Source organism: Mesorhizobium sp. LjNodule214, assembly GCF_964252735.1.
Lineage (GTDB): Bacteria > Pseudomonadota > Alphaproteobacteria > Rhizobiales > Rhizobiaceae > Mesorhizobium.
Map to the genome: position 1 here is coordinate 406,705 of NZ_CAXUPE020000001.1, position 22,371 is coordinate 429,075.

Sequence of the window (22,371 nt, forward strand, 5' to 3'; positions counted from 1 at the left end):
ATCAATCTCACAGAAAGCTCTGCGGATCGATATCGACCTGCACCCGGACCGAGCCGCGCAGCTTCGGCCCTTCGGCCAGCATGGTGCGGATAAAACCTTGCATGTCGGCGCGCCGCTCGCCCTGGATCAGCAACCGGAAGCGGTGGCGGCCGCCGAGCAGTGACAGCGGCGCCTCGGCCGGGCCGAGCACGAACAGGTCGCTGGCCTGAGGCGCTGCGCGGCGCAGGCCCCGCGCATGGCCCTCCGCTTCCGCCCGCGTCGCGGCGCTGACGATGACGCCGGCGAGCCGGCCGAAGGGCGGCAGTGCCGCCCGCTCGCGCTCGGCGATCTCGCGCTCGTAAAAAGCCTCGGCATCGCCGGAGACGATCGCCCGCATCACCGGATGCTCGGGCTGGAAGGTCTGCAGCAGGCCGAGGCTCTTCTTGCCGGTGCGGCCGGCCCGTCCCGTCACCTGGCTGAGCAGCTGGAAGGTGCGCTCGGCGGCGCGCGGATCGCCATTGGCGAGACCGAGATCGGCATCGACCACCCCGACCAGCGTCATATTGGGGAAGTTGTGGCCCTTGGCGACCAGCTGCGTGCCGATGACGATGTCAGCCTCGCCATTGGCGATGGCCTCCAGCTCGAGCCTGAGCCGCCGCACCCCGCCCATAAGGTCGGACGACAGGACGATGGTACGGGCGTCCGGGAAATGCGTGACGACTTCTTCGGCGATGCGTTCGACACCCGGCCCGCAGGCGACGAGATGGTCGAGCGTGCCGCATTCCGGGCATGCCTCCGGCCGCTTCTCGTTGTGCCCGCAATGATGGCAGACGAGCTGGCCGCGAAAGCGGTGCTCGACCAGCCAGGCCGAACAGACCGGGCAGCCGAAGCGATGGCCGCACACACGGCACAGCGTCAGCGGCGCATAGCCGCGCCGATTGAGGAAGAGCAGCGACTGCTCCTGTCGCTCCAGTGTCCGCTTCATGTGGTCGAGCATCAGCGGCGACAGAAAGCCGCCACGTGCCGGCGGCGCGCGCCGCATGTCGATGGTCTTCAGGTCGGGAAGCGACGCCTCGGCGAAGCGCCCCGAAAGCACCGCCCTGCTGTAGCGGCCCTGGCTCGCATTGACCCGGCTTTCGACCGACGGCGTCGCCGAGGCGAGCACCACCGGAAAGCCGCCAATATGGCCGCGCACCACCGCCATGTCGCGGGCATTGTAGAAGACGCGGTCCTCCTGCTTGTAGGCGGGGTCGTGCTCCTCGTCGACGACGATCAGCCCGAGATCGCGGAACGGCAGGAACAGCGCCGAGCGCGCGCCGGCGACGACCCGCACGCCGCCTTCCGCCACCTGCCGCCAGACCCTTTCGCGCATCCTCGGCGGCAGGTCGGAATGCCATTCCGCCGGCTTGGCGCCGAAACGATCCTGGAAGCGTTCCAGGAAGGCATGCGTCAGCGCGATTTCCGGCAACAGGATCAGCACCTGCCTGCCCTTGTCGAGCGCGGCCGCCACGGCCTCGAAATAGACTTCGGTCTTGCCGGAGCCGGTCACTCCGTCGAGCAAGGTGACGCCGAACGCGTCGGCCGCGACGCCGGCGCGCAGCATCACGGCGGCATCCTCCTGGTCGGGCATCAGGGCGGGCTGGGCATAGGCGGGATCGGGCGCTGCGACCACCGGCCGCGGCGGGATCATCACGGTCTCGAAAACGCCTTGCGCCCGCAGGCCGTCGATGACCGTTGAGGACACACCGGCCGCATGCGCCAGCCCCGAGCGCGTCCAGGCAAGCCCGCCTTCGGCCGTCTCAAGCACCCGTGTCCTCGCCTCCGTCATCCGGTCGGGCCGGAGCATGGTGCGCTGCAGCCCTTCGATCCAGGGTTCCGGGTCGAAGGCTTCCGGTGCCCGCAGCAGCATGCGCGCCACCATGCCGGGCGGCGACAGCGTGTACTGGGCGATCCAGTCAATGAGGCGGCGCATGGCGCGGTCGATCGGCGGGCAGTCGAAGACCTGCTCGATCGGCCGCAGTTTCTTCGCGTCGACCTTTTCGACGACGCCGTCCCAGACAATGCCGGCAACCTGGCGCGGACCGAGCGGCACGCGCACGATCGAGCCCAGCACCACCCGCATGCCGGCCGGCACGGCGTAGGTGTAGGGCCGCTCGGCGGGCATCGGCACCAGCACGGGCGCGGCTGCGACAAAGGGCGAATCTTCTTCCATGAGGCGTGACCTTGCCCCGACTTTGGTCTAGAGCAAAGGCCGACCCCGAATGTGCATGCCATGCACATGAAAATCTTCAGGAGACCCCGTCATGAAATTTTTTGTCGACACCGCCGATGTCAAGGAAATCCGTGAGCTGAACGATCTTGGCTTGCTCGACGGCGTCACCACCAATCCCTCGCTGATCCTGAAGTCCGGCGGCAAGATTTCCGAGGTCACCAAGCAGATCTGCGACATCGTCGACGGTCCGGTTTCGGCCGAAGTGGTGGCAACCGAATTCAAGGACATGATGGCGGAGGCCGAGGTGCTGGCCAAGATCGCGCCCAATGTCTGCATCAAGGTGCCGCTGACGCTGGACGGGCTGAAGGCCTGCAAAACGATCCGCACCCAGATGAACCGGATGGTCAACGTGACGCTGTGCTTCTCGGCCAACCAGGCGCTGCTGGCGGCCAAGGCCGGCGCCTCCTTCATCTCGCCGTTCGTCGGCCGCATCGACGACACCGGTTCGGACGGCATGGAACTGATCCAGGAGATCCGGCAGATCTACGACAATTACGACTTCCAGACCGAGATCCTGACCGCGTCGGTGCGCACCGTGAACCACGTCAAGCAGGCCGCGCTGATCGGCGCCGACGTCATCACCGCACCGCCGGCGACGCTGAAGGCGCTGGTCAAGCACCCGCTGACCGACAAGGGCCTCGAGCAGTTCCTCGCCGACTGGGCCAAGACCGGCCAGAAGATCGGCTGAGATCAGGGTTCACGCATCAAACGAAAAAAGGCCGGGCAACCGGCCTTTTTGTTGCGAACAGCCAAGTGGGAAACGCTCAGAGATGGCCGCCGCAGTGGAGTTTCCAAACGGTCTCTCAGGCCTTCTTGCCGTGCTTGACCAGATCCTGGGCGACCGACAGGCGCAGCAGTTCCGCCAGTTCGCGCGCGGCGCGGTTCTCGGCGTCGAGCTGCGCCCGGTAGGAAGCATATTCCTGGGTTGGCTTGTCGAACGATGACGGCACTGAGCGCTTGCCCCTGGCGATGACCGTACCGGTCTTGGCGTCGGTCAGCACATAGTTCGCGGTGAGCGTCACCGTGCCGGCCGTCGGTTCGTCCTCGTCGGTCTGGATCTGCACAACGGCAGCCGATTCGACCAGTTCGCTGACGCCGAGATCGAGCGTGTAGACCGGCGAGGCCGGCTCGCCCGCGCCCTGGCCGAGCCCGAAGATCAGATTGTTGCGCACCTGCTGGGCGTAGCGGGTGTTGACCGGCTTGATCGAGATCGACGCCAGTTCGGCGGCGGCGCCGACAGTCGAGCCGGCGGTGAGCGGCGCATTCGAATAGAGCGGACGCACCGTGCAGGCCGAAACCAGCGCGGCCGAGGCGACCAGGCCGCACAGTGCGGCACGGCGCAGAAAACGCGTCGTCTTTCCAAGCTCAGGCAACGACATTGACGATCCTCTGCGGCACGATGATCACCTTGCGGGGCGCCTTACCCTCCAGCGCTTTCTGCACGAAGTCGAGGGCCAGCACCGCTTTTTCGACGGCACCTTGGTCCGCGTCGCGGGCAATTGTCAAATCCCCGCGCTTCTTGCCGTTGACCTGCACCGGCAGCACGATCTCATTGTCGACGACCAGCGCCGGATCGTAGACCGGCCACGGCCGTTCGGCGACCATATCGGTGCCGCCGAGCGTCTCCCAGCACTCCTCGGCCAGATGCGGCATGACCGGCGCGACCAGGTGCACCAGGATCTCCACCGCCTGCCGGCAGGCGCCTTTCAGCGCTGGATCGGCCTTGCCTTCGGTCACTTCGTTGAGCGGCGCGGTCAAGGCATTGGCCAGCTCGTAGACGCGGGCAATGGCGCGGTTGAAGGCGAGCTTCTCGATGTCCTCGCCGACCGCCTTCAGGATCTTGTGCGCGGTCTTGGAAACCGCGCCGGCCTCACCGTCTTGCGCCGCTGCAGGGTGGATGCCGGCAAGCGATTCGGCAGCCGTCGACACCAGGCGCCAGACGCGCTGGACGAAGCGGTGCGCGCCGGCCGCACCATCGTCGGTCCATTCGACGTCGCGCTCGGGCGGCGAATCCGACAGCATGAACCAGCGCGCGGTGTCGGCGCCGTAGCCGTCGGTGATCTCTTCCGGGCTCACCGTGTTCTTCTTCGACTTCGACATCTTCTCCAGCGGGCCGATCACGGCCTCATCGCCGGTGGCGATCTCGATGGCGCGGCGCTTGCCGTCGACGTCTTCCAGCCTGACCTCGCCGGGCGACAGCCAGCGGCCGTTGGACGCGCTGCCGACGCGGTAGGTTTCGTGCACCACCATGCCTTGCGTGAACAGGCCCTTGAACGGCTCGGCCAGGTCGAGATGGCCGGTCTCGCGCATGGCACGGGTGAAGAAGCGCGAATAGAGCAGATGCAGGATCGCATGCTCGATGCCGCCAATATACTGGTCGACCGCCAGCCATTCATTGGCCGCCCGGGGATCGGTCGGATCGTTGGCCCAGGGCGCGGTGAAGCGGGCGAAATACCACGACGAATCGACGAACGTGTCCATCGTGTCGGTCTCGCGCCGTGCCGCCTTGCCGCATTGCGGGCAGTCGACATGCCGCCAGGTCGGGTGGCGGTCGAGCGGGTTGCCCGGCCGGTCGAACTCGATGTCGTCGGGCAGCCTGACCGGCAGGTCAGCCTTCGGCACCGGCACCACGCCGCAATCCTCGCAATGGATCATCGGGATCGGGCAGCCCCAATAGCGTTGGCGCGAAATACCCCAGTCGCGCAGGCGGAAATTCACCTTGCGCTCGGCCATCGGCCGGTTGCCTATGGTTTTCTGCTCGAGCAGCTTCGCGACCTCGTCGAACGCCTTCTCTGGCTTAATGCCGTCGAGGAAGCGCGAATTGATCATCACGCCGTCATCGACATAGGCTTCGTCGATGATCTGGAACGTCTTTGCATCGGCACCTTCCGGCATCACCACGGGCACCACCGGCAGGCCGTATTTGTTGGCGAAGTCGAGGTCGCGCTGGTCGCCGGACGGGCAGCCGAAGATGGCGCCTGTGCCGTATTCCATCAGCACGAAATTGGCGACATAGACCGGCAGCGTCCAGCTGTCGTCGAACGGGTGGACGACACGGATGCCGGTGTCGAAACCCTTCTTCTCGGCGGTCTCCAAAGCCGCCACCGAGGTGCCCATGTGACGGACCTCCTCGATGAACTTGGCCAAGGCCGGATTGTCTTCCGCGGCCTTCTTGGCCAGCGGATGATCGGCGGCGACAGCCATGAAGGACGCCCCGAAAATGGTGTCGGGCCTGGTCGTATAAACTTCGAGCTCATGCTCGCCACCAACGGGTGCCGCCAGCGGCCAGCGGATCAGCAGGCCTTCCGAGCGTCCGATCCAGTTGTGCTGCATCAGCTTGACCTTCTCCGGCCACTCGTCGAGGCCTTCGAGCGAATCCAAGAGGTCCTGCGCATAGTCGGTGATCTTGAAGAACCACTGCGTCAGCTCGCGCTGCTCGACCAATGCGCCCGAGCGCCAGCCGCGGCCGTCGATCACCTGCTCGTTGGCGAGCACGGTCATGTCCTCCGGGTCCCAGTTGACCTTGGAGGATTTGCGCGTCACCAGCCCCTTCTCGACGAAGTCGAGGAACAGCATTTGCTGGCGGTGGTAGTAGTCGACGTCGCAAGTGGCGAATTCGCGCGCCCAGTCGAGCGACAGGCCCATGACCTTGAGCTGCTCGCGCATGGTGGCGATGTTCTCATAGGTCCAGTCCTTGGGATGGACCTTGTTCTGCATCGCCGCATTTTCAGCCGGCATGCCGAAGGCGTCCCAGCCCATCGGGTGCAACACGCTGAACCCCTTGGCCCGCTTGTAGCGCGCCACCACGTCGCCCATCGTGTAATTGCGGGTGTGGCCGATATGGATCTTCCCCGACGGATAGGGGAACATCTCCAGCACGTAGTATTTCGGGCGCGGGTCGTCGTTTTGAGCTTCGAACAGCTTCTTGGCGTCCCAGGCCTTCTGCCATTTGGGCTCTGACGCGCGCGGATTGTATCGTTCGGTTGCCATCGGATGTTTTTCACTTAAAAGCAGGCACGAGCCACCGGACAATGGCCGGCGGCCAGCGAAAATGTCGTCGCGGTGTTCATCATGGATTGCCGGACCCGTCAACTGCGGCGATCCGGCCAAGATCGATAGAGACAGGCAGGATATAGGCATGGCGAACGCCGTCGAACAGCTTTTCACGGTCAAGGCGAGGATCGCCGCCGCCGCGCGGGAGGCAGGACGTGCTGCCGATGCCGTAACGCTGGTGGCGGTGTCGAAAACCTTCGGAGCCGCCGATATCCGCCCGGTGATCGAGGCCGGCCAGCGCGCCTTCGGCGAGAACCGGGTGCAGGAAGCGCAAGCCAAATGGCCAGCTCTGAAGGAAGCATTCCCGGATATCGAACTGCACCTCATCGGCCCGCTGCAGTCGAACAAGGCGAAGGAAGCAGTCGCCCTGTTCGACATCATCGAGACGATCGATCGCGAGAAGATCGCGGCCGAACTTGCGAAGGAGATCGCACGCCAGGGCCGCTCGCCAAAACTCTACGTGCAGGTCAACACCGGTTCCGAGCCGCAGAAGGCCGGCATCGAGCCGCGCGAGGCCGTCGCGTTCGTCGCCCGCTGTCGCGACATCCACGGCCTCGCCATCGAAGGTCTGATGTGCATCCCGCCGGCCGATGAGAACCCTGGCCCGCATTTCGCGCTGCTGGAAAAGCTCGGCCGCGAGGCCGGCGTCGCAAGTCTGTCTATGGGCATGTCCGGCGATTACGAGACGGCCATCGCCTTCGGAGCGACCGGCGTCAGGGTCGGCTCGGCAATCTTCGGCAGCCGATGACGGAAGTTTAGGCCAATCCCAACAGTGCAATTGCTCCAACGCTTGAAACGAAACGTGTCGTTCCTATTTGGCTAGTGTCTTCTTGCACTCTCCCGGAGCCGCACCATGCGCTATAACCAACTCGGAAACACGGGGATGTTCGTCTCCGAACTTTGCCTCGGCACCATGACCTTCGGCGCCGCCGGCGAAAACGCCCAATGGGGCCTGATCGCCAGCCTGAACCAGAAGGGCGTCGACGACATCGTTGGCCGGTCGATTGCCGCCGGCGTCAATTTCTTCGACACGGCCGACGTCTATTCGTTCGGTGAGTCCGAAAAACTGCTCGGCCAGTCTCTGAAAAATCTCGGTGTCGACAGGTCGGACGTGATCGTCGCCACCAAGGTTCACGGCGCCATGGGCAGCGGTCCGAACCAGCGCGGCTCCTCGCGCGGCCATATCATGGATTCGGTCGACGCCAGCCTCGAACGGCTGCAGCTGGACCATATCGATCTCTACCAGCTGCACGGTACCGACGCGGTGACGCCGATCGACGAGACGCTGCGGGCGCTCGACGATCTGGTGGCCAGCGGCAAGGTCCGGTACGTCGGCGTCTCCAACTGGCAGGCCTGGCGTATCGCCAAGGCGCTGGGCATCGCCGAGCGCAAGGGCTTTGCTCGCTTCGAGACGGTGCAATCCTATTACTCGATCGCCGGCCGCGACCTCGAGCGCGAAATCGTTCCGCTGCTCAACGAGGAAAAGCTCGGCCTCATGGTCTGGTCGCCGATGGCGGGCGGCCTGCTCTCCGGCAAATACGGTCCGGGCGCGCCCGGCAATGGCGAGGGCCGCCGCGCCTCCTTCAATTTCCCGCCGGTCAATGAGGACCGTGCCTGGGCGGCCGTCGCCGTCATGCGCGACATCGCCAAGAAGCATGATGTCAGCGTCGCGACGGTGGCGCTCGGCTATGTGCTGGCAAAGCCCTTCGTGATGAGCGTCATCATCGGCGCCAGCCGCATGGAGCAGCTAGAGCAGAACCTTGCTGCGACAGAGCTGAAGCTCGACGCCGACGATCTCGCCAAGCTGGACGAGGTCTGCGCCCTGCCGGCCGAATATCCCGGCTGGATGCTGGAGCGGCAGGCGGCCGGTCGGCGCCCCGCGCCTTTCGTGCCGAAGACATAGTCCTACTATCGCCGGCCTAAGGGTTCGGGAGCCGCTAGAGCAATTCCAGGAAAAGTGTGCAACGGTTTTCCGTCCGGAATTGCGTAAAAACAAAGTACGTCTTTCAGAGCCGCACGGTCTCGACCAGAAAATCGAGAAAGGCGCGTACCCTCGCCGGCAGATGCTTGCCCTGGCCGACATAGACGGCGTGTGTGAGCTCCTCGTCGCCGGGATTGAAATCCTCCAGCAGCGGCACCAGACGACCGGCGGCTATGTCGGGTTCAATATGCCAGCGCGCCAGCCGGGCGATGCCCGCGCCTGAAAGCGCCATCAGCCGCATCGCTTCGCCGTCGCTGACCAGCGCGTTTCCGGTGGTCGGGACCACGGTGGGGCGGCCGGCCTTGTCGACAAAGGCCCAGCCGTCGATATGGCGCGCGAAGCGGAAGCCCATCCGGTTGTGGCGGTCGAGATCGGCTGATGTCCGCGGCGTGCCATGCCGTTCGAGATAGGACGGTGCGGCGACCACAGCTGTCCGGCTTTGCCCGAGCTTGCGCGCCACCAGCCGGGATTCGCCGAGCGGCCCGGCGCGGATGGCGACATCGGCGCGCTCCTCCATCAGGTCGATGACATGGTCCGTCAAAACGAGGTCGACCGAGATCTCGGGATAGCGTTCGAGAAAGCGCGGCAGCAGCGGGATCAGCCGGTGCTGGCCGAAGGGCACATAGCTGTTGACCCGCAGCAGGCCGTGCGGTGCTGCCCCTGCCGCCGCCTCGCGCTCGGCCGCCGCCATGTCGGCGAGGATGCGCACGCCGCTGTCATGGAAAGCGATGCCCTCCGGCGTGAGCTGCAGCCGTCGCGTCGAGCGGCTGACGAGGCGCGCGCCAAGCCGGGCCTCCAGCCGCGCGATCAGCTTGCTCACCGCCGATGGCGTCATGCGCAGTGCCCTCGCTGCCGCCGAAAAGCTGCCCGCCTCGACGACGCGGACAAACACTTCGATCTCGCCGGACCGGTTAATATCTGGTCTCGCCATTCGTGAATCTATTTCACAGAAAGTGTGCCCGGAGCAAGGCTGGTTCACAGTTGGTTGCGACACGATCTTGCTGGTCGGGACGCGGGGACAAGCGTCCTTCCGCGACCAATAGGACGACCGCCATGCCTCTTGCTCTCTATGCCCTTGCCGCCGGCGCCTTCGGCATCGGCGTCACCGAATTCGTCATCATGGGCCTGCTCATCGACGTCAGCACCGATCTCGGAGTCTCGATCTCGGCCGCCGGCCAGCTCATTTCCGGCTATGCGCTGGGCGTCGTCATCGGCGCGCCGCTCTTGACCATCGCCACCGGCCGCTGGCCGCGCAAGACCGTGCTTCTGGCGCTGATGGCGATTTTCACCATCGGCAATCTCGCCTGTGCTTTGGCCCCCGACTACTGGACGCTGATGGGCGCCCGCGTGCTCACCGCCTTTGCCCACGGCACCTTCTTCGGCGTCGGCTCGGTGGTGGCGACGGGGTTGGTGGCGCCCAACAAGAAAGCGTCGGCGATCGCCCTGGTGTTCACCGGGCTCACCATCGCCAACATTCTCGGCGTGCCCTTCGGCACCTGGCTCGGCCAGGCCTTCGGCTGGCGCGCGACCTTCTGGGCGGTGACGTTGGTCGGGCTCGCCGCCTTTAGCATCATCCTCCTTCTGGTGCCGCGCGGCCAGGCAGCGCCGGAGAAGACCAACCTCAGCGCCGATCTCGCCGTCCTTGCCCGCGCACCGGTATTGCTCGGCTTCGCCACCACCGTGCTTGGCTATGCCGGCGTGTTCGCCGTCTTCACCTACATCGCTCCCTTGCTCACCGAGATCAGCGGCTTTGGCGAAGCGGCGGTGTCGCCGATCCTGCTCGTCTTCGGCGGCGGCCTCATCGCCGGCAATCTCATTGGTGGCAAGGCAGCCGACCGCTGGCTGGTGCCGTCCGTGCTCGGCAGCCTCGTCGTACTGGCGCTGGTGCTCGCCACCATGACCCTCGCCTTGCACAACCAGGTAATGGCCGTCCTCTATGTCGGCCTGCTCGGCGCTGCCGCCTTCGCCACCGTGGCGCCGCTGCAGATGTGGGTGCTGGAAAAGGCCGAAGGCGCCGGACAGAGCCTCGCTTCCTCCTTCAACATCGCCGCCTTCAATCTCGGCAACGCCGCCGGCGCCTGGCTGGGCGGCGTGGTCATAGCCCACGGCCCCGGCCTCGGTGCCGTCACCTGGGTCGCCGCCTTGCTGCCGCTTTCGGCGCTCGGCGTGGCCGCACTGGCGCTGCGCCTCGATCGCGACCCGGCGCTAAGCGAACCGGCATCCACCCGCTCGTGACAGTCTTCGGACAACACCCTTTCGACCTCACAAGGAGCAAGAAAATGGACTATCGACACCTTGGTGCATCGGGCCTGAAGGTTCCCGTGCTTTCATTCGGCGCCGGCACGTTCGGCGGTTTGGGGCCGCTGTTCGGCGCCTGGGGCAACAGTGACGCGGACGAAGCGCGGCGGCTGGTCGACATCTGCCTTGAGGCCGGTGTCAATCTCTTCGACACAGCCGATGTCTATTCGAACGGCGCTTCCGAAGAGGTGCTCGGCGCGGCCATCAAAGGTCGCCGCGACGCCGTGCTGATCTCGACGAAAACCTCACTGCCGATGGGCGATGGACCAGCCGACTACGGTTCCTCGCGGTCGCGGCTCATCAGGGCGGTGGAGGACGCGCTGAGGCGTCTCGGCACCGATTACATCGACATTCTGCAACTGCATGCCTTCGACGCCGCAACGCCGATCGCGGAGGTGCTGTCGACGCTGGACGACCTCGTGCGCGCCGGCAAATTGCGCTATGTCGGCGTCTCCAATTTCTCCGGCTGGCAGGTGATGAAATCGCTCGGCCTGGCCGACAGGCACGGCTATCCGCGCTACATCGCGCATCAGGTCTACTATTCGCTGGTCGGCCGCGACTATGAATGGGAGCTGATGCCGCTCGGCCTCGACCAGGGCGTCGGCGCGCTGGTGTGGAGCCCGCTCGGCTGGGGTCGCCTGACCGGCAAGATCCGTCGCGGTGAGAGGCTGCCGGAAAAGAGCCGGCTGCACGACACGGCCAGTTTTGGGCCGCCTGTCGAAGACGAGCATCTCTATCGGGTGGTCGAAGCGCTCGATGCGGTAGCGCGGGAAACCGGCAAGACCGTACCGCAGATCGCCATCAACTGGCTGCTGCAGCGCCCGACCGTCTCCTCTGTCATCATCGGCGCCCGCAACGAGGAGCAACTGCGCCAGAACCTCGGCGCCGTCGGCTGGACGCTGACGCCAGAGCAGATGAAGAGGCTCGATGCCGCAAGCGAAGTCACCGCGCCCTACCCTTATTTCCCCTATAGGCGCCAGGAGGCATTCGCTCGGCTGAGCCCGCCAGCGGTCTGACCGTCGTCGTCAAAAGGCTCGTTCCATCAGGATGCAGGGTAACATCGGCCCAGGGCCAATGCGGACTTCGATCCGCCCCATCGACCTGAAACCCAACGCCGAATAGAACGGCTCTGCGTTGAGACTCGCGTGGCATTCGAAACGGCGCGCACCTGACGACCGTGCATCTTCCTCGCAACGCCGGTAAAGCGCGTGCCCGACCCCGCGGCGCAACCATTCGGGATGAGTGGCGAAATGTCGGATGTGCGCAAGTTCGTCCTTCACTTCAGAGCTTCCAGGCCGTTCCCAGGACCAGCCGCCGCAGCCAACGGCAAAGTCACGCTCATTTACCGCGAGATAGTAGGTGCCGGCAGAAAGTAGCGCCGGGTTTGCGCGGGTGATCAAAGGCAGCGCAGCGTCAAGAATGGTCTCGTCGTATGCTGCGCGCATCAGGCCGGGGTAGGACGCAAGAAGCAACTGATTTAGCCCGGACTCGTCCTCTGGCGTGGCGCGCCTGACGGTGAAGGTGGAGGACATGCACAGCATCCGTCTTGTCCAGCGGCCAACCTTCGATGGATCGCTGGACTTGTGGTCGAACATTAGGTTTTGAGCCTAATGCAGCACGAACTCGCCGTCGACCTTCCGCCACTCATTCGGCGCAATCAGCTTCTGGTGCGTATAGGTCACCGAATGCAGCGGCCCGTCGAGCTTGGTCTTCCAGAATTCGATGAACCGGATCAGCACCGGGAATTTCGGCGCGATGTCGTAATCCTGCCAGATGTAGCTCTGCAGCAGATGCGGATGGTCGGGAAAATGATAAAGAATCTTGGCTGTGGTCAAGCCATAGCCTTTGAGCATCAGGTCCATTTCGGAATGGTCATGCATTGCAGCCCCCTGCATCGATTCTCCTTTCCTCCCGACATCGGATTGTGCGCCTTGTTATTTAACTGTCTATTGATTTTTCCTGATCGCATCCGGGTTTTCCGCGCGAAAACATGCAGTTAGCAGCGACCATGGTCGAGTGCTGACAAGCATTGCACGATGCCCCTGCGGCATCCCGCCACGCGAATCCAACGTCTAATATTGCCGTCATCGCGGAACTGTTAATAATGCGCGCGAAATTCGCGGCCGCATTGCCGCGATGCCCGCCGGCGCTCAAGCCGGCGGCTTGGTTTCGGGAGGGAAGTGAAGAAATGTCCGAGGTTCATGTCCATCACGTCCAACCGGTGTGGAAGAAGAACGCGCTGATCGACAACGACACCTATCTCAAATGGTATGCCGACAGCGTCAAGAACCCGGACAAATTCTGGGGCAAGCACGGCAAGCGCATCGACTGGTTCAAGCCCTTCAGCAAGGTCAAGAACACCTCCTTCAACGGCAAGGTCTCGATCAAATGGTTCGAGGACGGGCTGACCAACGTCTCGTACAACTGCATCGACCGGCACCTGAAGAAGCGCGGCGACCAGACCGCCATCATCTGGGAAGGCGACAATCCGTACGACGACAAGAAGATCACCTACAATGAGCTTTACGAGCACGTCTGCCGGCTCGCCAATGTAATGAAGAAGCACGGCGTCAAGAAGGGCGACCGTGTCACCATCTACATGCCGATGATCCCGGAAGCGGCCTATGCGATGCTTGCCTGCACGCGCATCGGCGCCATCCATTCGATCGTCTTTGGCGGCTTTTCTCCCGACGCGCTCGCCGGCCGCATCGTCGACTGCGAATCGACCTTCGTCATCACCGCCGATGAAGGCCTGCGCGGCGGCAAGGCCATTCCGCTGAAGGAAAACACCGACAAGGCGATCGACATCGCCGCCAAGAACTTCGTGATGGTCAACAAGGTCGTCGTCGTGCGCCGCACCGGCGGCAAGGTCGGCTGGGCTCCGGGACGCGACGTCTGGTACCACGACGAAATCGCTTCGGTGAAAGCGGAATGCAAGCCGGAGAAGATGAAGGCCGAGGATCCGCTGTTCATCCTCTACACATCCGGATCGACCGGCAAACCGAAGGGCGTGCTGCACACCACCGCCGGCTATCTCGTCTATGCCTCGATGACCCACCAATATGTCTTCGACTACCATGACGGCGACATCTACTGGTGCACCGCCGATGTCGGCTGGGTCACCGGCCACAGCTACATCGTCTACGGACCGCTCGCCAATGGCGCCACCACGCTGATGTTCGAAGGCGTGCCCAACTACCCTTCGCAGGCCCGCTTCTGGGAGGTCATAGACAAGCACAAGGTCAACATCTTCTACACCGCGCCAACGGCGCTGCGCGCCCTGATGGGCGCCGGCGACGCCCATGTGACGAAGACCTCGCGCAAGTCGCTGCGCGTTCTGGGCTCGGTCGGCGAGCCGATCAATCCGGAAGCCTGGGAGTGGTATTTCAACGTTGTCGGCAACGGCAAGGTGCCGATCGTCGACACCTGGTGGCAGACCGAGACCGGCGGCATCCTGATCACGCCGCTGCCCGGCGCCACCAACCTCAAGGCGGGTTCGGCGACGCGACCCTTCTTCGGCGTCAAGCCGCAACTGGTCGACAACGATGGCAAGGTGCTCGAGGGGGCGTCCGACGGCAATCTCTGCATCACCGATTCCTGGCCAGGCATGATGCGCACAGTCTATGGCGATCACGACCGCTTCGTGCAGACCTATTTCTCCACCTACAAGGGCAAGTACTTCACCGGCGACGGCTGCCGCCGCGACGAAGACGGCTACTATTGGATCACCGGTCGCGTCGACGACGTCATCAACGTCTCCGGCCACCGGATGGGCACCGCGGAAGTCGAATCGGCCTTGGTCAGCCATGACAAGGTTTCAGAAGCCGCGGTCGTCGGCTACCCGCACGACATCAAGGGGCAAGGCATCTACTGCTATGTCACGCTGATGGCCGGCGAGATACCGAACGAAGATCTGCGCAAGGAACTCGTCAGCCATGTCCGCAAGGAGATCGGCGCCATCGCCACGCCCGACAAGATCCAGTTCGCGCCGGGCCTGCCAAAAACCCGTTCCGGCAAGATCATGCGCCGTATCCTGCGCAAGATCGCCGAGGACGACTTCGGCGCGCTCGGCGACACCTCGACACTGGCCGATCCGGCCGTCGTCGACGACCTTGTCGCCAACCGGCAGAACAAGAAGGCTTGATGCAGGACAAGGCTGCCCTGGGCGCGGTTGCCCAACTCTGGCGCTATCCGGCGAGTTCGCTCGCCGGCGAGCGCCTGGAAGCGATCTCTGTCGGCCCCGAAAGCATCGACGGAGACCGCATGTTCGGCCTCGTCGATCGATCGGACAATGAGATCGCGCGGCCCGACCGCGACGCGAAATGGCACAAGGTGCCGCTCATCCGCACCCGGCTGGTCCATGACCGCATGCTCGAGATCGCCGTCCCCGGCGGCGACTGGCTGAGCGCGCCGGGCGCCGAAAGCGACCGCGCCATCTCCGCCTTGCTCGGCTTCGAAGCTTCGATCCGGCCGTTCCGCCGCGAAAACGCCGCGCCTGACTATGCCGGGCCGCTGACCACAGAGCGCTACCGCAAGGCCCCCATCCATCTGCTGACCACCGCCTCGCTGGCGCGGTTGAAGGCGCTGCACCCGGAAGGCGCCGCCGACCCGCGCCGCTTCCGCCCCAACATCGTCGTCGACATGGCGGCGGTCGAAGGCTCGTTCCTCGAAACGGAATGGATCGGCAGGAAGCTCGCGATCGGCGACCTGCATCTGACCATCTCCGAGCCATGCCGCCGCTGCGGCTTCACCATCATCGCCCAGGACGGCTTCGACCATGACCCAGCGATCCTGCGCAACCTGGTCCGCCACAACGCGCACAATCTCGGCGTCTACTGCACCGTCGACCGGCCGGCGCGAGTCGAGGTCGTCGCGCCGATGCGGTTCCTGTAGCTAAGATTTAGCTATACAGATCCGCCCGTGTCGGCGGCAGGCCGCTCGGACCTCGTGCGCGCCTGGTGGCGACGGTCTGGAAAATCTGCGCCGAGGCGCGTTCGAAGGTGATCGAACAGCCGGAGAGATAGAGCAGCCAGAGCCGCGCCTTTGCCTCGCCGACGGCAAAGGTGGTCTTGCGGCTTTTCAAATCCGCGCCTTGTCTTTTGCTGCGACGCACCCCATCATGAGGATGTGTTCAACAGATCGAAAGGAGGTGATCCGATGTCGAGTGATTTCGTTTTCCAGAACGTGGCCTCAGCGGATTGCACTTTCGGGAAGCAGTCTTCCCGTTAAGGCGCGAGATGCGCGGCAGGTGGCGTGAGAGCGTCGCCGCCAGAGACCGCGCCATGGACGGAAACACGGAAGGCCGCCGGCTTCGAAAGAAGCGGCGGCCTTTTCCGTTTGCAAATTGCTACCTGGTCAATGCCAGGGTCTCGATGTTGCGTGCGATCTCCAGGAACGCCGCGTTGAGCTCGGTCCCGTTGGCCGCCTGATAGAAGTGCTTGATCTTGCCTGTGTCGGCGCTCGCGCAATCCTGCAACGTCGCCTTGGCATTTTTCTCCTGGAGGTCGAAGCCTATGGTGAAGATTTCGATGCCCTGGTCGCGCATGGCGGCGCACAGCGTCTTTGCCGCGGTGCGGGTCGGTTCCTTGCCGGCGTCGTTGTAGACCTCGCCGACGCTGCTGGCGTCGAAATAGGACAGGTTGAACTCACCGTCGGTCATCAGGATCGCGATCTTGGCGACCCTTTTCGGGTCCATCTTTGCCGGCCGCTGCGAAGCCTTCATCACGCTGCCCCAGTTCTCGGAAAGCATGTACCAGGCCCATTGCACGCCGATATGGCCAGCGGTGCCGCCCGAGGCGGCAAAGGTCTTGATGACATTCTTCAGCGCATCGGCGTCCGTCGTCAGCGGCACCAGGGCAGCGGCCGGGCAAGCTGCGGTGCGGCTGTTCTGTGCGAAGCCCGACAGGAAATAGTCGCGATTGACCATGCTGACATCTGGCCCTGCGTCCGAATACTGATAGGTGCCCTTGCGCTCGGTGGCACAATTGTCCGGGCGTGACGACGCAGAGACATATTGCGGGTCGTCATTGCCCGGGGCCTGTTTGCGCTGGCTGGCCTTGGTTTCGACATAGACGCTGCTTTCCGCAAGCGAGCCGGCATTGACCGAATTGGCGTAGGGTACGATGGAAACGCGCACCCTGGGGTTGGCCTGGTTCTGATTGTCGAGGAAGCTGTCGACCGCATTTGCGGCGGCGGCCCGCAAGTCCTTTATCTTTTGACCGGCCATCGATCCGGTCACATCGAGCATCATGGCCACCTCGATCGTCTTGTCCGAGTAAAGCGCGGTAGTGGAGACGCCCACGCGCTGCATGTCGCCCATGCTGAACAGCGGGAAATAGAAGGCGACATCGACGTGGACGTCCGCCCTGACGGTCCTGGCCGTCCTGTCGACCGTCAATTTGTCGAGAACGATTTGGTCAGCCCGCAGGATGCCGGCCGCGCTGTTGGCGTCGAGAAAAGCCTGCACCGACTTGTTCGCATCGGCCTCGTTGATGTCGCCGGTGGTTATATCCCGTGCTGTCGAGGTCACTGCCGCGTCGACGACGCCCTGCAGGCTCGATTTTGCGTTGTAGAGCTGGGAGACATTGACCGCGAAGCCGACACCCAGCGCCAGCACCGACACTGCCGCGCCGAAGACGATGGCGAAGTTTCCGCCGCGATCCCTGGCAAAGCCGCCAGCCGCCTGAACAAAACCCCTGAACTGCAGCATCTTTCCGCCCTCCACGTGCCGCGGCCTCGAAACCGCATGAGGGAAGGTGCAGGAATCCGGCCGGATGGCGCTGCCGCGACCGCGAAAGCCGTTATCTCCTGTCAAGCCATTGTTTTCACTTGCTTTCGAAGCGAAGCAAGGTGAACAGCCGGTAAACAGAAAACCCCAGCCGCGACTTCCTTTACGAAGTGCTTACCATGATCCGCCTTGTGCCCCCGGTGTGGCACCTTTCGGTCCCGATCCGGTACAGACACCTTGTCCCGAAGCGGATCACCCGTCGATCTCAGGCACAAGCCGGCCGCTAATGGCGTCGTCAGGCCAGCATCTGGGCGCTGACGGTCCTGTCGACGCCGTGATAGGGCGGATTGAACAGATTGCGTTCCTGTTCGTAGGTCCAGACCTTGAACAGCGAGAGCCGGTGCTGGCCGAAACTGTGCAGCAGCGGCACGTCGGTGGCGTCGCGGCCGCGCGCGATGACGACACGGCCGATCCTCGGCACATTGTGGCGGGGATCGAACGTGTACCACTTGCCGTCGAGGAAGACCTCCATCCATGCCGAAAAATCCATCGGCGCCGGATCAAGCGGCACGCCAATGTCGCCGAGATAACCGTTCACATAGCGGGCCGGGATGTTCATGCAGCGGCAGAGCGCGATCGCCAGATGGGCAAAGTCGCGGCAGACGCCGACGCGCTCCTCATGCGCCTGCGCCGCCGTGCGGGTCGAGCGCGCATAGCCGTAGCCGAACGACAGACGGTTGTGGACATAGTCGACGATCGCCTGCACCCGCGCCCAGCCGGGCAGAAGCTGGCCGAAGCGCTGCCAGGCGAGGTTGCCGAGATGGTCGGTCTCGCAATAGCGGCTGCCCAGCAGATAGACGAGCACCTCATCGGGCAGTTGCGCCACCGGTGTTTCCCTGGCCAGCGTGTTGACATCGTCGGCCTCGCCGCTGTCCTCGATAACCGCATCGTAAAGGATGCGGAACCCGCCGGAGGGGGCGGTGAAACGGCGGCAGCTGTTGCCGTGGCGGTCGTGATAGACCCTGGTCGGAACCGAGGGCGACGTCAGCACGCGCGTCTGCCGCTTGATGTCGGCCTGGCGCTCCCGGTGGATGTCGAGCAGCGAAATGATCGGCGTTGCTGCGTCACTCTCAATAGCGATTTCGTAGCCGAGCCTGATCAGCATCGCGGTCCCCCCTTTGGTCTTCTTGGAAGTGAATGACCTCAACGCGCAAAGAGGACCATGGTTCCGCGCAGCGAGCCGAAAAGGTGACGCCACGGCTTCCAATGGCAAGGCCATGACGCTACGGTCGCACCCTCCCAAACCGACCCCCCAAAACAACACCAGGATATCAGATGTTTGCAGGCAGAAAATTCGCGGCCTTTCTGTTCGACATGGACGGCACGGTAATCAACTCCATCGCCGCCGCCGAAAGGGTGTGGACGCAGTGGGCGCAGCGCCAAGGCCTCGACGTCGCCGCATTCCTGCCGACGATCCACGGGGTGCGGGCGATCGAGACCATCGGCCGGCTCAATCTTCCGGGCGTCGACCCGGTGCGCGAGGCCGATGCGCTGTTGCAGGCCGAGGCCGCCGACCTCGATGGCATCCTCCCCATCGCCGGCGCCGTCGCCTTTCTGAAGTCGCTGCCACCCGAACGCTGGGCCATCGCCACATCAGCGCCGCGCGAGCTGGCGCTGCTGCGCATGAAGGCAGCCGGCATCCCGGTTCCGGCCGTCATTGTCGCCGCCGAGGATGTCACCCGCGGCAAGCCAGCGCCCGATTGCTTCCGGCTGGCAGCTGAACGGCTCGGCGTCGACGCACGCGATTGCCTCGTCTTCGAGGATGCCCCCGCCGGCATTGCGGCGGCCGAGGCAGCCGAAGCCACTGTCATGGTGATCAGCGCCACGCACAGCCATCCGCTGCAGACGCGGCATGCGGCAATCAGCTCCTATGACAGGCTCGGCATCGCCGTCGATGACCGCGGCTGGATCGCCCCCGCACCGGAGCTGGCCGCGGCCTAAGGCCGACCCGCTAAAAGTCGCTGGTCAGGCCCTTCACTTCCCAGTCGCCATAGCGGCCGGGCTCCTTGCCGCCGCGGCCGCCGATTTCCTTCTGCAGTGCGGCTTCCTTTTCGCGATATTCTTCACGGCGTGCCTTGGCTTCGGCCAGCGCGCGGCTGGCCGCCGGCGTCAGCGGCCTTTGCGATAGGTCGCGATCCGGGCCGGTGTCGGCTTTGATGGTCTGGTCGGTCATGCGATAGTCCCGGCGGATTGAAACAGGGGCAGGCGTTTCCCATCATATAGCCATGAACCCGCAAGGATCGACCCCTTTTCGCCACCACGGACGGATGAGACGATGAACACCCTTCGCACCGCTATGCTTCTCGCCGCGATGACCGCGCTGTTCATGGGCGTCGGCTTCCTGATCGGCGGCACGGGCGGCATGATGATCGCGCTGCTGATCGCCGCCGGCACCAATCTGTTCAGCTATTGGAACGCCGACGAGATGGTGCTGTCGATGAACCACGCCATCGAGGTCGACGAGAAGAACGCGCCCGAATATTACGCCATCGTCCAGGCGCTCGCCCAGCGGGCCGGACTGCCGATGCCGAAGACCTATCTGATCGACAACCCTCAGCCCAACGCCTTCGCCACCGGTCGCAATCCCGAGAATGCCGCGGTGGCGGCCTCGACCGGGCTGTTGCAGCGGCTGTCGCATGAGGAGGTCGCGGCGGTGATGGCGCACGAACTCGCCCATGTGCAGCACCGCGACACGCTGACCATGACAGTCGTCGCCACGCTTGCCGGCGCCATCTCGATGCTCGGCAATTTCGCCTTCTTCTTCGGCGGCAGCCGCGACAACAACAACCCGTTCGGCTTCGTCGGCGTGCTGGTGGCCATGCTGGTGGCGCCCTTCGCCGCCATGATCGTGCAGATGGCGGTGAGCCGCACCCGCGAATACGAGGCCGACCGGCGTGGTGCCGAGATCGTCGGAAACCCGCTTTGGCTGGCTTCGGCCCTTGACAAGATCGCCCGCAGCGCCGAACGCATCCCCAACCCGGATGCCGAGCGCAACCCGGCCATGGCCCATCTCTTCATCATCAACCCGCTTTCCGGCGAGCGCATGGACAGTCTGTTCTCCACACATCCAAACACCGACAACCGCATCGCCGCCCTGCAGGCGATGGCGCGGGAGATGGGCGGTGCGTCGCAGGCGGCACCCCGCCAAGCGCCGACGCCACGCCAAGCGGACGAGCAGCCATCGGCGGGGCCGTGGGGCAAGTCAGCCGAGCCGCAGCCGCCGGCTGAACCGGCGCGGCCGAAATCCAACCCATGGGGACGCAACCCGACCGGACCCAAAGGTCCGTGGTCGTGAGCGGCGCAACAGGCAGAAACGACGAGATCTCGTTGGCGGAAATGCGCGATCTTTGCGCAAGGCACTGGAACCCTATCGGCGTACCGATGGCGAACATAGCAACATCAAGCGAACTGGGATTCCGCCCGCTTCCTCAAGATGAATATGATACCTATCTGCTCCATGTCATCCGACTTGTCGGCAATGGCGCGTCGCCGCGGCAAGTTGCGGACTACCTGAGCACCGTGGAGAACGAATACATCCAGATGATTTCTCCCTCAGGAAGCAAAGACAATTTCGTCAACGCCGTCTTCGGACTAGCCAAACGAACATCGACTCAATGAAGTCGCTTCCAAGCCAGGCTTCAGAGGTAGCCGGCCTTGCCGCGCGCAAGGCAGCGGCGCGCCTGCTCGCCGCCGTCATCGATGCGCGCACGCCGCTCGACGGACTGACCGATCACGATAACGGCCACCCGCAATACAAGGCGCTCGACCTGCGCGACCGCGCGCTGGTGCGCGCCATACTGGTCACCGCGCTGCGCTATCGCATGACGATTGCGGGCCTGCTGGCGCGGCGCCTGGAAAAGCCGCTGCCGGCCAATGCAACCGTGCTGTCGCACATACTGCATGTGGCGGCGGCGCAGATTCTGTTCCTCGACATTCCCGACAGCGCCGCCGTCGACCTTGCCGTCACCCATGCCAAGTCCGATCCCCGCACGCTGCGCTTCTCCGGCCTCGTCAATGGCGTGCTGCGCACGCTCGCGCGTTCGAAAGAGGCCGAATTGGCCGCGGCTCTCGCCGCCACCGATGAAGCGCCAAAATGGTTTTCCGACCGGTTGAAGGCCGCCTATGGCCCGGAAAAGACCAAACAGATTCTTGCCGCCCATCGCCATGAGGCACCGGTCGATTTCTCGGTCAAGTCCGATCCGGCACTGTGGGCCGAACGGTTCGGCGGCATCGTGCTGCGGACCGGCACGGTGCGCGTGGAAAAACTCAGCGCCTCCGTCCCCGACCTGCCTGGCTTCGCGGACGGCGCCTGGTGGGTGCAGGATGCCGCCGCCAGCCTGCCGGCCCGGCTGTTCGGCGACGTGAATGGGCTCCGTGTCGCCGACCTCTGCGCCGCGCCCGGCGGCAAGACCGCGCAGCTCATTCTTGCCGGCGCCAAGGTCACCGCGGTCGACACATCGAAAAACCGATTGATGCGTCTGGCGCAGAATCTCGAGCGGCTCGGCCTCTCCGCCAAGATCGTCCAGGCCGATCTGCTCGACTATCAGCCGGAGGAATTGTTCGACGCCGTTCTCCTCGACGCGCCCTGCTCGTCAACCGGCACGGCGCGGCGGCATCCCGACGTGCCATGGACAAAAACCATGGCCGATGTCGAAAAGCTCGCCGGGCTGCAGGCAAGGCTGCTCGCCCGCGCCGTCGGCCTGGTCAAACCGGGCGGGCGGATCGTCTTTTCCAACTGTTCGCTCGATCCGATCGAAGGCGAGGAGTTCTACCGTGTCTTCCTCGCCGGCACGGCGGATATCGTCGACGATCCCGTTCAGCCAGGAGAGTTTGCAGGCCTCGATGCGTTCCTGACGCCGCAAGGCACGCTGCGCACCACGCCCGCCGACCTGGTGCTTGAAACACTTGGGGTATCCGGCCTCGACGGCTTCTTTGCCGCCCGCATGCGCCGGGCTGGTTAGAGCGCCGCGCGGCCTCTTGGGCGCGCAAAGGACGCTCTAA

At 64.4% G+C, this 22,371-nt stretch carries 20 protein-coding genes and 1 pseudogene; 11 read left to right on the top strand and 10 right to left on the bottom strand.

Translation table 11 applies throughout. From position 1 onward, the window contains the following. Positions 1-7 precede the first annotated feature (7 nt). Positions 8-2,191: a primosomal protein N' gene (locus ACSQ3Z_RS01955; protein ID WP_436169711.1), complete on the bottom strand. Its 2,184-nt coding sequence runs from the start codon at positions 2,189-2,191 to the stop codon at positions 8-10. Positions 2,192-2,282: 91 nt separating this feature from the next. On the opposite strand from ACSQ3Z_RS01955, the gene fsa reads away from it, so the two are divergent. Next, entirely contained in the window at positions 2,283-2,939 is a 657-nt protein-coding gene (fsa, locus tag ACSQ3Z_RS01960) for a fructose-6-phosphate aldolase (protein WP_436169712.1), read from the top strand. 115 nt (positions 2,940-3,054) lie between these two features. On the opposite strand, the gene lptE is transcribed toward fsa, so the two are convergent. Continuing rightward, positions 3,055-3,630, bottom strand: a complete 576-nt coding sequence (gene lptE / locus ACSQ3Z_RS01965; RefSeq protein WP_436169713.1) for an LPS assembly lipoprotein LptE — start codon at positions 3,628-3,630, stop codon at positions 3,055-3,057. Then, the gene (gene leuS, locus ACSQ3Z_RS01970) at positions 3,617-6,241 is read right to left on the bottom strand and encodes a leucine--tRNA ligase (RefSeq protein WP_436169714.1); all 2,625 of its coding nucleotides are present in this window, start codon (positions 6,239-6,241) and stop codon (positions 3,617-3,619) included. Before leuS ends, lptE begins: the two co-directional genes overlap by 14 nt. Positions 6,242-6,389: 148 nt before the next feature. Between leuS and ACSQ3Z_RS01975 the strand changes: the two genes are divergently transcribed. Both ACSQ3Z_RS01975 and ACSQ3Z_RS01980 read left to right on the top strand, forming a co-directional pair. Beyond that, the gene (locus ACSQ3Z_RS01975) at positions 6,390-7,052 is read left to right on the top strand and encodes a YggS family pyridoxal phosphate-dependent enzyme (RefSeq protein WP_436169715.1); all 663 of its coding nucleotides are present in this window, start codon (positions 6,390-6,392) and stop codon (positions 7,050-7,052) included. A gap of 105 nt (positions 7,053-7,157) precedes the next feature. Beyond that, entirely contained in the window at positions 7,158-8,207 is a 1,050-nt protein-coding gene (locus ACSQ3Z_RS01980) for an aldo/keto reductase (RefSeq protein WP_436169716.1), read from the top strand. A 103-nt stretch (positions 8,208-8,310) separates the two neighbouring features. Here ACSQ3Z_RS01980 and ACSQ3Z_RS01985 read toward each other — a convergent pair whose 3' ends face one another. Continuing rightward, the gene (locus ACSQ3Z_RS01985) at positions 8,311-9,216 is read right to left on the bottom strand and encodes a LysR family transcriptional regulator (protein ID WP_436169717.1); all 906 of its coding nucleotides are present in this window, start codon (positions 9,214-9,216) and stop codon (positions 8,311-8,313) included. Between the two features lie 122 nt (positions 9,217-9,338). On the opposite strand from ACSQ3Z_RS01985, the gene ACSQ3Z_RS01990 reads away from it, so the two are divergent. After that, positions 9,339-10,520: an MFS transporter gene (locus ACSQ3Z_RS01990; RefSeq protein ID WP_436169718.1), complete on the top strand. Its 1,182-nt coding sequence runs from the start codon at positions 9,339-9,341 to the stop codon at positions 10,518-10,520. 44 nt (positions 10,521-10,564) lie between these two features. Continuing rightward, positions 10,565-11,599: an aldo/keto reductase gene (locus ACSQ3Z_RS01995; protein WP_436169719.1), complete on the top strand. Its 1,035-nt coding sequence runs from the start codon at positions 10,565-10,567 to the stop codon at positions 11,597-11,599. Between the two features lie 9 nt (positions 11,600-11,608). Here the strand turns inward: ACSQ3Z_RS01995 and ACSQ3Z_RS02000 are convergent, their stop codons facing one another. Continuing rightward, positions 11,609-12,178, bottom strand: a complete 570-nt coding sequence (locus ACSQ3Z_RS02000) for a GNAT family N-acetyltransferase (protein WP_436169720.1) — start codon at positions 12,176-12,178, stop codon at positions 11,609-11,611. A 12-nt stretch (positions 12,179-12,190) separates the two neighbouring features. Further along, the gene (locus tag ACSQ3Z_RS02005; RefSeq protein ID WP_192181965.1) at positions 12,191-12,463 is read right to left on the bottom strand and encodes an usg protein; all 273 of its coding nucleotides are present in this window, start codon (positions 12,461-12,463) and stop codon (positions 12,191-12,193) included. Between the two features lie 308 nt (positions 12,464-12,771). Here ACSQ3Z_RS02005 and acs point away from each other — a divergent pair, with 308 nt between their 5' ends. Together acs and ACSQ3Z_RS02015 are read left to right on the top strand one after the other, a co-directional pair. Beyond that, complete coding sequence (gene acs, locus ACSQ3Z_RS02010; RefSeq protein ID WP_436169721.1) at positions 12,772-14,727, top strand: acetate--CoA ligase; 1,956 nt, start codon at positions 12,772-12,774, stop codon at positions 14,725-14,727. After that, a complete protein-coding gene (locus tag ACSQ3Z_RS02015) occupies positions 14,727-15,476 on the top strand; it encodes an MOSC domain-containing protein (protein WP_436169722.1) in 750 nt (249 codons plus the stop codon). The genes acs and ACSQ3Z_RS02015 overlap by 1 nt, the downstream gene beginning before the upstream one ends. A gap of 7 nt (positions 15,477-15,483) precedes the next feature. Here ACSQ3Z_RS02015 and ACSQ3Z_RS02020 read toward each other — a convergent pair. The 3 genes and pseudogenes from ACSQ3Z_RS02020 to ACSQ3Z_RS02030 all read right to left on the bottom strand — a co-directional run. Next, positions 15,484-15,639 (bottom strand): annotated as a pseudogene (locus tag ACSQ3Z_RS02020) (SAM-dependent methyltransferase); the annotation flags it as partial. A gap of 291 nt (positions 15,640-15,930) precedes the next feature. Next, positions 15,931-17,292, bottom strand: coding sequence for a pilus assembly protein TadG-related protein (locus ACSQ3Z_RS02025; protein ID WP_436169723.1), 1,362 nt, complete (start codon positions 17,290-17,292; stop codon positions 15,931-15,933). A gap of 313 nt (positions 17,293-17,605) precedes the next feature. After that, positions 17,606-18,475 carry a transglutaminase-like domain-containing protein gene (locus ACSQ3Z_RS02030; RefSeq protein WP_436169724.1) on the bottom strand — a complete coding sequence of 290 codons (870 nt, stop codon included), beginning with the start codon at positions 18,473-18,475 and terminating at the stop codon, positions 17,606-17,608. 170 nt (positions 18,476-18,645) lie between these two features. Between ACSQ3Z_RS02030 and ACSQ3Z_RS02035 the strand changes: the two genes are divergently transcribed. Then, positions 18,646-19,311: an HAD-IA family hydrolase gene (locus tag ACSQ3Z_RS02035; protein ID WP_436169725.1), complete on the top strand. Its 666-nt coding sequence runs from the start codon at positions 18,646-18,648 to the stop codon at positions 19,309-19,311. A gap of 10 nt (positions 19,312-19,321) precedes the next feature. Here ACSQ3Z_RS02035 and ACSQ3Z_RS02040 read toward each other — a convergent pair whose 3' ends face one another. Further along, positions 19,322-19,543: a DUF1674 domain-containing protein gene (locus ACSQ3Z_RS02040; RefSeq protein ID WP_436169726.1), complete on the bottom strand. Its 222-nt coding sequence runs from the start codon at positions 19,541-19,543 to the stop codon at positions 19,322-19,324. Between the two features lie 102 nt (positions 19,544-19,645). Between ACSQ3Z_RS02040 and htpX the strand changes: the two genes are divergently transcribed. Genes htpX through ACSQ3Z_RS02055 form a run of 3 tightly spaced genes read left to right on the top strand, consistent with a single transcriptional unit; the run spans position 19,646 to position 22,331 of the window. Then, positions 19,646-20,665 (top strand): zinc metalloprotease HtpX, encoded by a 1,020-nt coding sequence (htpX, locus tag ACSQ3Z_RS02045; protein WP_436169727.1) that lies wholly within the window; start codon positions 19,646-19,648, stop codon positions 20,663-20,665. A gap of 32 nt (positions 20,666-20,697) precedes the next feature. Then, on the top strand, positions 20,698-20,988 hold the full coding sequence (locus ACSQ3Z_RS02050; protein WP_436169728.1) for a hypothetical protein: 291 nt from the start codon (positions 20,698-20,700) through the stop codon (positions 20,986-20,988). Continuing rightward, the gene (locus ACSQ3Z_RS02055) at positions 20,985-22,331 is read left to right on the top strand and encodes an RsmB/NOP family class I SAM-dependent RNA methyltransferase (protein WP_436169729.1); all 1,347 of its coding nucleotides are present in this window, start codon (positions 20,985-20,987) and stop codon (positions 22,329-22,331) included. Before ACSQ3Z_RS02050 ends, ACSQ3Z_RS02055 begins: the two co-directional genes overlap by 4 nt. Positions 22,332-22,371 lie beyond the last annotated feature (40 nt).

Coding starts and splice junctions, on each gene's coding strand:
- ACSQ3Z_RS01955 (WP_436169711.1), bottom strand. CDS start 2,191: ATGGAAGAAGATTCGCCCTTTGTCGCAGCCGCGCCCGTGCTGGTGCCG.
- fsa (WP_436169712.1), top strand. CDS start 2,283: ATGAAATTTTTTGTCGACACCGCCGATGTCAAGGAAATCCGTGAGCTG.
- lptE (WP_436169713.1), bottom strand. CDS start 3,630: ATGTCGTTGCCTGAGCTTGGAAAGACGACGCGTTTTCTGCGCCGTGCC.
- leuS (WP_436169714.1), bottom strand. CDS start 6,241: ATGGCAACCGAACGATACAATCCGCGCGCGTCAGAGCCCAAATGGCAG.
- ACSQ3Z_RS01975 (WP_436169715.1), top strand. CDS start 6,390: ATGGCGAACGCCGTCGAACAGCTTTTCACGGTCAAGGCGAGGATCGCC.
- ACSQ3Z_RS01980 (WP_436169716.1), top strand. CDS start 7,158: ATGCGCTATAACCAACTCGGAAACACGGGGATGTTCGTCTCCGAACTT.
- ACSQ3Z_RS01985 (WP_436169717.1), bottom strand. CDS start 9,216: ATGGCGAGACCAGATATTAACCGGTCCGGCGAGATCGAAGTGTTTGTC.
- ACSQ3Z_RS01990 (WP_436169718.1), top strand. CDS start 9,339: ATGCCTCTTGCTCTCTATGCCCTTGCCGCCGGCGCCTTCGGCATCGGC.
- ACSQ3Z_RS01995 (WP_436169719.1), top strand. CDS start 10,565: ATGGACTATCGACACCTTGGTGCATCGGGCCTGAAGGTTCCCGTGCTT.
- ACSQ3Z_RS02000 (WP_436169720.1), bottom strand. CDS start 12,178: ATGTTCGACCACAAGTCCAGCGATCCATCGAAGGTTGGCCGCTGGACA.
- ACSQ3Z_RS02005 (WP_192181965.1), bottom strand. CDS start 12,463: ATGCATGACCATTCCGAAATGGACCTGATGCTCAAAGGCTATGGCTTG.
- acs (WP_436169721.1), top strand. CDS start 12,772: ATGTCCGAGGTTCATGTCCATCACGTCCAACCGGTGTGGAAGAAGAAC.
- ACSQ3Z_RS02015 (WP_436169722.1), top strand. CDS start 14,727: ATGCAGGACAAGGCTGCCCTGGGCGCGGTTGCCCAACTCTGGCGCTAT.
- ACSQ3Z_RS02025 (WP_436169723.1), bottom strand. CDS start 17,292: ATGCTGCAGTTCAGGGGTTTTGTTCAGGCGGCTGGCGGCTTTGCCAGG.
- ACSQ3Z_RS02030 (WP_436169724.1), bottom strand. CDS start 18,475: ATGCTGATCAGGCTCGGCTACGAAATCGCTATTGAGAGTGACGCAGCA.
- ACSQ3Z_RS02035 (WP_436169725.1), top strand. CDS start 18,646: ATGTTTGCAGGCAGAAAATTCGCGGCCTTTCTGTTCGACATGGACGGC.
- ACSQ3Z_RS02040 (WP_436169726.1), bottom strand. CDS start 19,543: ATGACCGACCAGACCATCAAAGCCGACACCGGCCCGGATCGCGACCTA.
- htpX (WP_436169727.1), top strand. CDS start 19,646: ATGAACACCCTTCGCACCGCTATGCTTCTCGCCGCGATGACCGCGCTG.
- ACSQ3Z_RS02055 (WP_436169729.1), top strand. CDS start 20,985: ATGAAGTCGCTTCCAAGCCAGGCTTCAGAGGTAGCCGGCCTTGCCGCG.